Below are 9,848 nucleotides of genomic sequence, written 5' to 3' on the forward strand. Positions count from 1 at the left end.
CCGCGACACGGGGCCCGCGATCGCCCTGGCGATGCGCCGGCTCCTGGAGGCGGCGCCCGATGCGGTGGCGGCGGTCCTGCCCGCCGACCACAGGATCGAGGAGCTCGGGCGATTCCGCGCCGCGCTATCGGCCGCCGCCGGGGCCGCGCGGCGCGGGGAACTCGTCCTTCTCGGCGTCCTGCCCGACCGGCCGGCGACCGGGTTCGGTTACGTCGTTCCGGCGGCGAGGCCGGATCCGGGCCGCGCCGTGCCGGTGGCCCGCTTCACCGAAAAGCCGGAGCGGAGCGAAGCGGAACGGTTGATCGCCGGCGGGGCACTGTGGAACGCGGGGCTGTTCGTGTGGCGCGCGCGCAGCTTCTGGGAGGCGCTCGTGCGCCACGCTCCGGAGGTCGCGCATCCGGTGGAGGCGTTCGTGGCGAGCGGGCGGGGCGGCCACTGGGAGGCGGCCCCCCGCCTGTCGATCGACTACGCGCTGATGGAACGGGCGCGAGGGGTGAGCGTCGTCCCTCTCGACGCCGGCTGGGACGACGTGGGCGGTTGGGAGGCGGTCCTCCGGCTGGCCCGGCGCGGCGACGCCGGTCCCCTCCGCGCCGCGCCGCTCGAAGGGGCCCCGGAGGGAAGCGCGGTGCTCTGGGTCGGGGAGGGGCCCCCTCCCCGGGCGCTCGGCATGGCCGCCGAGCCGCTCCTGGTCGTCAAGGGGCCGCACGGCCTGCTCGTGGTGCCGCGGGACCGGGCCGACGCGATCAAGGACAGGATCTGAGCCGGCCGGCTGCCGGCCCCATTGCCCCGGCCGACCGCGCGGCGCTATGTTTCGAACCGGTACGGACCGCCGCGGGCAATTTGCGGACGGGAGCAAGGAGGGCGGATGCCGGCAATGACGGTGCCCGGAGTCGGGCCGGGGGGGGACTGGGATCTCGCCGCGGTCCGCAAGGTTCTCTGGCAGCGCCGGTGGCTCGTGGCCGCGATCGCGGCCGAGGTGTTCCTTCTGACGGCGCTGGTGACCTTCTTGCGAACGCCCGTCTACACGGCTTCGGCCCGGCTTCTCATCGAAAGGACCACGCCCCGCGTGCTCGACACCGAGGACGTGGTGCCGATGGTCTGGAACGAGTACGAGATCCAGCGCTTCTACCAGACGCAGTACCTGCTGCTCCGCGATCCCGCCGTCCTGCGGGATGCGCTCGACCGGTACGGCGTGAGGGAAGCGCTGGCTCCGGAGCTGACCGAGCCCGGGGAGGACGGCGAGGAACCGAAGCCGCCGACGGACGATCAGATCGCCGCGTACATTCGCGACAATCTCGACACCGAGCAGCTCGAGTACTCGAGCGTCGTTCGCGTGTCGTTCACCCATCCCTCGCCGGAGATCGCCGCCAACGTGGTCAACGCGGTGGTCGACGCCTACCGCGACTTCTTCGTCCGCACCGGCGTCGACGCCCGCCGCGGGGCGGCCGACTTCCTCGAGCGGGCCATCCAGGAAGCCCAGGCGGAGGTGCTCGAGCTGGAGGCGAAGCTGGCGCAGGCGCGGCGCCAGGCGCCGCCGACGGTGCCCGAGCGGGAGGACGAGCCCGGCAGCACCCGCCTGTCGCGCCTCGAGCAGACGCTCACCGAGGTCAAGGCGGAGCGGGCGGCGGCGGAGGCGCGCCTGGCCGCCTACCAGGAGGCGACGCCGTCGGGGATTCCCGAGGTGAACGCCAACCCGCAGGTGCAGCGCTACCGGCAGGATCTCGCCGAGCTGCGGCGGGAGCTGGCGGAGCTGGAGGGGAAGGTCGGGCCGAACTGGCCGCGCCTGGTCGAGCTGCGTGCCGCGGTGAAGGAAACCGAGCGCAACCTCGAAAACGAGATGGAGGCGATCTACCGGCAGGCGCTCGAGTCGGCGCGCGCCGAACTCGCGCTCCGGCGCGAGAGCGAGGCGCGCCTCCAGCGGCTGATCGAAGAGGAGCAGGCGCGCGCGGCGCAGCTCCAGCTCGCCACGGGCGAGCTCGAGGCGCTCCGGAGCCTGTACAAGCAGAAGCGCGAGGCGCTCGACCGGTTGCTCGCGCGGCGGGAGGAGGTGGCGGTGACGCGCGACCTCCAATCGATCCTCGAGCGCCAGGTCCACGTGGTCGACCGGGCGAAGCCGCCGAAGAGTCCGTCGGCCCCGCGCGTCAAGCTCAATCTGGCCCTCGGGCTGCTGCTCGGCCTGCTGCTGGGGGTCGGAGGCGCCTTCGGCGCGGAGGCGCTCGACGTCAAGCTGCGGACCGCCTCGCAGATGCGGGAAATCACCGGGCTGCCGCTGCTCGGGAGCATCCCGCGGGCGAGCGCTCCCCCGCGGCCGCGCCTGGTCTTCTCGAGAAAGGGACGATCGCGCAGCCGGCCGGTGATCCCGGAGGAGCAGATGGACGTCGAGGAGGCGTTCCGCGCCCTCCGGTCGTCCATCCTTCTCGCGCAGCCGCAGCACCCGCCGCGCTCGCTCCTGGTGACCTCGGCCCTGCCCGGGGAAGGGAAGAGCACGATCGCCGCCAATCTCGCCCGGACGCTCGGGGCGTTCGGGCGGAAGGTGGTCCTGATCGACGCCGACCTGCGCCATCCCCGCTTGCACCGCGTTTTCCGGGTGCCGTCGGAGCGGGGCCTGACGAACCTGCTCGCCTCGCACGACCCGGCGGACGGCTTCGTGGTCCCGACCCGGTACGCGAACCTCCACCTCCTTCCGGGAGGGCCGTGCCCCCCCGATCCGGCGACCCTTCTCGATCCCGACCGATTCCGGGAGATCGTCGGCGAGCTCGACGAACGCCTCGGCTTCGACTTCGTCGTGATCGACTCCCCGCCCGTCCTCGTCTTCGCCGACGCCCTCAACCTCGTGCCGGTGGTGGAAGGGACGCTCCTCGTCGCCCGCGCCCTCTCCACGCCGAAGGACGCGCTGCGGCAGGCGGTCGACCAGCTCGCCAAGGTCAACGCGCGGATCCTCGGGACGATCCTCAACTGCGAGGTGACCGAGGACGTCACCGGGTCGTACTACCGGTCCTACCGCTACCGGAAGGGCTACTACCGCCGGCCGGCGGAGGAGGAGGGCGAGCGCGCCTCAGCGCGCGACGCCGCCGGCTGATCCGGTCCCCGCGGCCCGCTCCAGCTCCTCGAAGAAGCGGCGGATCTCCGGCCGGCCGGGATCGATCGCGGCGGCCTCCCGGAACAGGGGAAGCGCCCTCGAGTAGGCACCGGTGCGGGCGAGTTCGCGCCCGAGAGTGACGAGCAGCTCCAGCCGGCGGGCGTCCGGCAGCCCCTCGAGCCCGCCGCTGCGGATCCGTTCCAGCTCCGCCACCGCCTCGCCCCGCCGGCCCGACGCCAGCAGGGCCCGCGCGCGCAGGAGGCCGATCTCCCGGGGATCGGCGCCGGCGGACGCCAGTCGGTCGAGAAGCGGGGGGACCTCGTCCGCCCGGCCGAGGGCGAGGAGGAGACGCGCGCGGAGGAGCAGCTCGGCCCGCCGCTCGGCGGCCGTCGCGCCCGTCCCGGCGCTTTCGAGCAGCTCGAGCGCGCGCGCGGGGCGCCCGCGTACGGCGAGCACCCCCGCGAGCTGGCGCCGGATGGCCGACTCGCCGGGGTGGCGCGCCAGCGCCCGCTCGAGGACGATCTGCGCTCCCGCCGGATCGTGCCGGCGCTGGAGGAGGTGGCGGGCCAGGGCGAGCGCCGCGCGGGGGTCGTTCGGCGTCGCCTCCATCAGTTCTCCCAGCCCCGCCGCCGCCTCCCCGAGGAGGTCGTAGACCTTCTCGGCGCGTCCGGGATCGAGCGCGAGAAGCCTCCGCGCGACCCGTCTGGCGCGCGCGGCATCCCCCGCAGCGAGCCAGCAGCGGACGAGCACCTCGAGGCGGTGCCGGTCGGCGGGCGCCAGCTCCTGGGCGCGCTCGAGGTAGTGGCGGGCGAGGAGCCTGGCGCCGGGCGGCACCCGCTCCGGGGGCGCCGACCGGAGGAACGACTCGACCGCGAGCCAGGCGGTCACGCGGATCTCGCCCCGGAGGGGGGCGCGCCAGGCGGCCCGGCGGAGGAGCGTGAAGACCGGACCGAACCGCTCGGGAGCGGGCGGGCGCTCCGGTCCCTCGACGAGCGCGGCGAGGCGCATGCGCGCCCCCCGCCGCAGGCCCTCGGCGGTGGCCGCCCATCCGGACAGCCCGTCCGGGCGGAGGACCGGCCGGCGCGAGGCGAGGGCGGCCAAGCCCCCCACCGCCAGCGCGGCGACCACCACGGCGGAGGCGATCCGGTAGGCCCGCTCGCGGCGGCGGGGCGATCCGGCGATCGGTCCCCAGCCCGCGGGGGCGAGCAGCGCCCCCGCCGCGAGGGCCGCGGGGACCGCCACTCCGGGCAGTTGCAGGGAGAAGTCGGCCGCTTCGTGCACGGCGAGCGCGCCGAGCCCGAACAGCCCCGCCCCGGTGAGGAGGCGGCCGGTGCGCCGCCGGAGGAGCTGCCGCGCGGCGGGGAGCACGGCGGCCAGGTCCGCCGCGAGCAGCAGCACGCCGGGCAGGCCGGTCTCCGCCCACCACTCGAGGTAGTCGGAGTGGGCGTGGACCACCCGCGCCGCCGAGCGATCGGGGCGGAACAGCGGATGGACCGCGGCGTAGGTTCCCAGGCCGCTCCCGATCCAGGGATGCCGCCGCCCGATCTCGAGCGTCGTGGCCCAGATCTCGGTTCGCCCGCTCAGGGAGAGGTTCGCCGCGTCCTCCGCCAGCGGGGTCGGCGGGCGCATCCAGACGGCGGCGGCGAGGACGAGAGCGGCGAGCAGGAGACCGCCGAGTCCGATCCGCAAGCGGCGCCTGGCCGCCCACGCCGCGAGCAGTAGCCCGGAGAATCCGCCCGCGAGGAGCGCGCCGCGCGACGAAGACCACAGCAGCGCGAGGAGCAGGACGGCGCCGAGGGTGCCGGCGAGGGCGGCGCGCGCCGGGCCGCGGCCCGGCTCTCCTCCCGACCCGCGCCGCTCGAGCGACAGTCCCGCGAAGAGGAACAGTCCGAGCGAGACGAGGGCCGCGAAGTGGTTCGGGCAGATGAACGTTCCGCTCGGAACCTCCGTGTAGTGCTCCTTCACCCGGAACAGGACGTGCTCGTGCCCGGAGAGGGTCTCGGCCAGCCCGTAGGCGGCCTGGACGACGGCCGACGCCGCCACGGCTCCGAGAAGAAGGCGGCGCTGGCGCTCGCCCGAGGGAGCGAGGAGCCCGAGCAAGAAGGCCCCGACCGCCAGCGCGAGGCGCACCCCCGCCTCGACGGTTCCGTCCGGGTCGGCCGACAGGGGTCTCCATCCGCTCTCGCGCCGCACCACGCCGGCCGCCGCCCACACCGCCCGCTCGGCCTGGGCGAGCTGCGGATCCTCTCCGGGCAGCGCGAGCGAAGCGCGCGCCTGGGCGGCCTCGAACGGCGAGACCCGCTCGATCCACGAGGGGGGCACCGGGAGGAGCTGCGCCGCCGGGATCGCCAGGACCGCCAGCGACAGCCACGCGAACCGTGCCGGAGGCGCCGGAATGCACTCCCGCCGGGCGAGCCAGAGGGCCAGCGCGGCGGCCAGGGCGAGCCCGCCCCGCGCGGCGGCTCCCGTCGCCCCGTACGGAAGGGGTGCGGCGACCGCCAGCAGCATGGCGAGCCCCAGCGCTCCGTTACGAGAAAGCCTCCCCGTCATCGTTCGCTCCGGGCCGGCGAGGTTCAGGAGGTTACACCGGCGGGCGCGGGCCGGGGCGGCGCGTGCGGCCGGACGCGGGCCACCGTAGATTCGGCGCGTGGAAACGTCCCTCGCCGCCTGGCCGCAGATCGCGGGCACGCTCGCGCTGGCATGCCTGGCGGTCGGCCTGTACGCCTACGCCGGATATCCGCTGCTCGTCCGCCTCCTTCCGCGGCGGCGGCGCCCGGTGGCGCCGGCCGGCGGACCGCTCCCCGCGGTTTCGGTGCTCGTCGCGGCGCACAACGAGGCCCGGGTGATCGAGCGGCGCGTCCGGAATCTCCTCGAGCAGGACTACCCCACAGACCGCCTCGAAGTGCTCGTCGTCTCCGACGCGAGCGACGACGGCACGGACGAGATCGTGAGGTCGATCGCCGATCCGCGCGTGCGGCTCTTCCGCCAGCCGCGCCGCGCGGGAAAGACCGCGGGCATCAACCGTATCGGCGCCGAGGCGCGCGGAGCGATCCTCGTCCAGACCGACGCCAACGTGCTCTTCGCCCCCGGCACGCTCCGCGCTCTCGCCCGCGCCTTCGACGACGCGACGGTCGGGGTCGCGATCGGCGAGGTGGTCTTCACCAACGAGGACGATCCCGACGTCTCCGCGGGCGAAGGGCTGTACTGGCGGTTCGAGACCTGGACGAAACGGTGCGAGGCGGAGCGAGACCTGCTCGCGGTGGCCAACGGCGGTGTCTACGCCATCCGGCGGAGCCTGTGGCGGCCGCTTCCGCCGCAGATCGCCGGCGACGCCGCGGAGCCGCTCCTCGCCGCGATCGCCGGCTTGCGAACGATCGTCGTGCCGGAGGCGCGCGCGTACGAGCGCGCGGCGGCGACGATGCGCGAGGAGTTCGAGCGGAAGGCGCGGATCATCGCCCAGCAGGTGGCCTGCGCGCGCTGGATCGGGCTCGGCCGCCTGCCCCGGCGGATCCTCTGGGCCTACGTGTCGCACAAGCTTCTCCGCTACGCCGTGCCGTGGCTCGCGCTGGCGGCGCTCGGACTCGGCCTGCCCGCCGCGCTCGCCGGGTCGGCCGCCGGCGCGCTGGCGGCCGCGGCCGTCCTCGCGCCGGCGGCGCTCGCCGCGGTGCCTCCACCCCGGGGCGCGCGCGGCCCGGGGGCGCTGCTTCGACTCGCGCGGTACCTGGTCGTCGTGAACGCGGCCGCCGCCGCCGGGACGCTCCGCGGGCTGCTCGGGCGGGCCCAGGCGGCCTGGACGGTCCCGCGGAGCACGCGGGGCGAGGAGGAGCGAAAGGGCTCGCCGGCGGCCCCGGTGGGATAATCCGCCGCCGATGCTCCTGCTCTTGTATCTGGCCGTCGCCGCGGGCGGCGCCATGATCCTCGCCCCCCTCGCCGGCCGCCTCGCGGCGCGCGTCGGCGCCGAAGACCGTCCCGACCTGGCGCGAAAGGTCCATCGCGAGGTGACGCCCCGGCTCGGCGGCCTGGCGATCCTCGCCGGGGCGCTGCTGGCCGTGGGGGCCGCCGTCCTGTCGGGATCGCCGGGCGGCGAGCGGATCGCCGAGCTGCCGGTGCCGATCGCCGGGCTCGGGGTCGCCGCCCTGCTGATCGCCGCCGTCGGTTTCGCCGACGACGTTTGGACGCTGAGCCCGTGGGTGAAGCTCGCGGGCGAACTGGCGGCCGCGGGGGTCGCCTGGGCAGCGGGCTTCCGCATCGAGACGCTCGATCTCGGCCTCGGGGCGGTTCGGCTCGGCCCGCTCGCCGCCGCGGCGACGATCCTCTGGATGGTCGCCGCGATGAACGCCCTGAACCTCATCGACGGGCTGGACGGCCTGGCGGCGACGATGGCGCTGCTCGCGGTCGCGCCTCTCGCGATCCAGGCGGTCCTCGCGTCGGGACCCGTCGCGGCGGTGGTGGCGGTGGCGCTGGCGGGCGGGGTCGCCGGCTTCCTGGTGCACAACGCGCCGCCGGCCCGCCAGTTCATGGGATCGTGCGGCAGCCTCCTCATCGGGCTCGTCCTGGCCTGCCTGGCGGTCGGCACGCTGCGCGGGAAGGTCGGCTTCAACCCGGCCGTGCCCGCCCTGGCCCTCGGCGTGCCCCTGCTCGACACGTTCCTCGCCGTGCTCAGGAGGGTGGCGCGGGGCGAGAACCCGATGCGCGCGGACCGGCAGCATCTCCACCACCGGCTCCTCGACGCGGGGTTCGGACCGCGCCGCGCCGTCGCGGCACTCGCCGCCGTGCAGGGCTTCTTCTCGCTGCTCGCGGTGGCGTCGCTGCTCTTGCCCCGGGAACTCTCCCTCGTGCCGCTCGTGCCGGCGGCGGTCGCCGCCGCGCTCCTCGCCCACCGACTGGGCTATGGCGCGCTGATCTCCGGGCGGCGCGGCCGGGGGTGAGGGGCCGGTTCCGTGCTACGATCCGCCGCGGCGGAGGTCGGAACGGTGATCACGCGGGTGAATCGGGGCGCCGGGCGCGTGGCGATCGGGATCGCGCTCCTCGCGGTCGCCGCCGGTTGCCGGCCCACGGACCCGTGGGTGCTCCTCTCCCGGGCGCGGCAGGCGCACCGGGTCGAGATGCTCACGTGGACCGAGGGGAAGTCGCTCGACTCCGAGGAAGGGAAGGACGCGCTCGTCTCGCTGCGCGTGGTCGAGCGCGGCAGCCCGCTCGCGCTGCCCTGCCTGACGGTCGACGTGGTCTTCGAAACGGGCGAGGGAGCTCAGGCGCGGGAGGTCGGCCGAGCCGTGCGGGAGATCGATCTGACCGGTCTCGGCGAAGCGGGCGGCGCCCTGGAGACGGTGCTCCGAGTGCCGCTCCCGGCCGGGGGTCCGGAGGTCGATCGCGTCGGCGTCGCGCTCCATCCCGCCGGACCGGACGAGCTGCGCGAACTGTGCGAGGCGAAGGCGGTGGGTCCGGGCGCGACGTGAGGGCGGGGCGCGGGGCCCTTCGCGGGCGCCTCGCCGCGGCGGTCCGCGAGCGGGTCGCCCCACCGCTCGCGGCTCTGTTGATCCGGGCGCTCCGGCGCACCCTCCGGCTTCGCGCGCACGGCCGGGAAGTCGTGGAGCGGTTCGCGGCCGAGAACCGCCGCTACGTGCACGTCTTCTGGCACGCCCACCTGCTGATGATGGTCTACAGCTACGTCGGCCCGCGCCTCGCCTTTCTCATCAGCCGGCATCGCGACGGCGAGCTGATCGCCCGGACGGTCGAGCGGTTCGGCTACGTCCCGGTCCGCGGCTCCACGACCCGCGGCGGGGCCGCCGGGCTGCGGCGGCTCCTCCGGGAGGTGAAGCGCGGCGCCGACATCGGCTTCACGCCGGACGGCCCGCGCGGGCCGGCGCGGCGGGTCCAGCCGGGCGCGGTCGCGGCGGCGCGCCTGGCGGGCATTCCGATCGTGCCGGTGGCCTTCGCGGCCGAGCGGGCGTGGGAGCTGCGGACCTGGGACCGGTTCGTCGTGCCGAAGCCGTTCAGCCGCGCCCTGATCGCGTACGGCCGGCCGCTGGAGATCGGCCGCGACGAACCGCTCGAGGCGGCGGCCGCGCGACTGGAGCGGGCGCTGAACGATCTGGAGGCGTTCGCGCGGCTCCACGCCGGCGATCCCGCCGTCGGGCGGCCGGTGCGGGAGCGGTGATCGTGCGGCGCGTGCTGGTGGTGTCCGGCGAGCCCTCGGGGGAGCGCCACGCGGCGGGGCTGGTCGAAGCGGCGCGGCGGCTCGACGCGGGATTGAGTTTCGCCGGCGTCGGAGGACCGCGGCTCGCCGCCGCCGGGTGCGAGCTGCTGCACGACGCCGCCGAGCTTTCCGTCGTCGGCATCACCGAGGTCGTGCGGCGGCTCCCCGCCCTGCGGCGGGTGATGGCGGACCTCTCGCGGCGGATCGCGTCGGGGCGCTACGACGCCCTGCTTCCGGTCGACTTCCCCGACTTCAACCTCCTTCTCGCCCGCACCGCCCGCCGCCGCGGCGTCCCGGTGGTCTACTTCGTCAGCCCGCAGGTCTGGGCCTGGCGGCGGGGCCGCGTCCGCACGATCCGAGAGCGCGTCGACCGGATGATCGTCCTCTTCCGCTTCGAGGAGGCGTTCTACCGCGAGCACGGCGTTCCGGTGACCTTCGCCGGCCACCCGCTCGCCGAGATCACCGGGCGGCCGGTGCCGGCGGCGGAGGCACGCCGCCGGCTCGGCTGGCCGCCCGACGCGCCGGTCTTCGGCCTGCTCCCCGGCTCGCGGCCGGCGGAGATCGCCCGCCATC

General features: G+C 75.7%; 8 protein-coding genes. 6 read left to right on the forward strand and 2 right to left on the reverse strand.

Going from position 1 to position 9,848, the window contains the following annotated elements; all coding sequences use genetic code 11:
* Together D6718_13410 and D6718_13415 are read left to right on the forward strand one after the other, a co-directional pair.
* On the forward strand, window positions 1-760 hold a 760-nt coding region (locus tag D6718_13410; GenBank protein ID RMG42725.1), incomplete at its 5' end, for a hypothetical protein.
* 105 nt (window positions 761-865) lie between these two features.
* Window positions 866-3,079 (forward strand): polysaccharide biosynthesis tyrosine autokinase, encoded by a 2,214-nt coding sequence (locus D6718_13415; GenBank protein ID RMG42726.1) that lies wholly within the window; start codon window positions 866-868, stop codon window positions 3,077-3,079.
* Here the strand turns inward: D6718_13415 and D6718_13420 are convergent.
* A complete protein-coding gene (locus D6718_13420) occupies window positions 3,056-5,629 on the reverse strand; it encodes a hypothetical protein (GenBank protein ID RMG42727.1) in 2,574 nt (857 codons plus the stop codon). The genes D6718_13415 and D6718_13420 overlap by 24 nt on opposite strands.
* Window positions 5,630-5,717: 88 nt before the next feature.
* Here D6718_13420 and D6718_13425 point away from each other — a divergent pair, with 88 nt between their 5' ends.
* Together D6718_13425 and D6718_13430 are read left to right on the forward strand one after the other, a co-directional pair.
* The gene (locus D6718_13425; GenBank protein ID RMG42728.1) at window positions 5,718-6,938 is read left to right on the forward strand and encodes a glycosyltransferase; all 1,221 of its coding nucleotides are present in this window, start codon (window positions 5,718-5,720) and stop codon (window positions 6,936-6,938) included.
* Window positions 6,939-6,948: 10 nt separating this feature from the next.
* A complete protein-coding gene (locus D6718_13430) occupies window positions 6,949-8,007 on the forward strand; it encodes an undecaprenyl/decaprenyl-phosphate alpha-N-acetylglucosaminyl 1-phosphate transferase (protein ID RMG42729.1) in 1,059 nt (352 codons plus the stop codon).
* A 15-nt stretch (window positions 8,008-8,022) separates the two neighbouring features.
* On the opposite strand, the gene D6718_13435 is transcribed toward D6718_13430, so the two are convergent.
* Entirely contained in the window at window positions 8,023-8,598 is a 576-nt protein-coding gene (locus D6718_13435; GenBank protein ID RMG42730.1) for a hypothetical protein, read from the reverse strand.
* Here D6718_13435 and D6718_13440 point away from each other — a divergent pair.
* Window positions 8,532-9,236: a DUF374 domain-containing protein gene (locus D6718_13440; GenBank protein RMG42731.1), complete on the forward strand. Its 705-nt coding sequence runs from the start codon at window positions 8,532-8,534 to the stop codon at window positions 9,234-9,236. The two genes, D6718_13435 and D6718_13440, sit on opposite strands and share 67 nt — an antisense overlap.
* 2 nt (window positions 9,237-9,238) lie before the next feature.
* Window positions 9,239-9,848: lipid-A-disaccharide synthase (locus tag D6718_13445; GenBank protein ID RMG42732.1), on the forward strand; the 610-nt coding region annotated here is incomplete at its 3' end.

Source organism: Acidobacteriota bacterium (assembly GCA_003696075.1).
Lineage (GTDB): Bacteria > Acidobacteriota > Polarisedimenticolia > J045 > J045 > J045.

Coding starts and splice junctions, on each gene's coding strand:
- D6718_13415 (RMG42726.1), top strand. CDS start 866: ATGCCGGCAATGACGGTGCCCGGAGTCGGGCCGGGGGGGGACTGGGAT.
- D6718_13420 (RMG42727.1), bottom strand. CDS start 5,629: ATGACGGGGAGGCTTTCTCGTAACGGAGCGCTGGGGCTCGCCATGCTG.
- D6718_13430 (RMG42729.1), top strand. CDS start 6,949: ATGCTCCTGCTCTTGTATCTGGCCGTCGCCGCGGGCGGCGCCATGATC.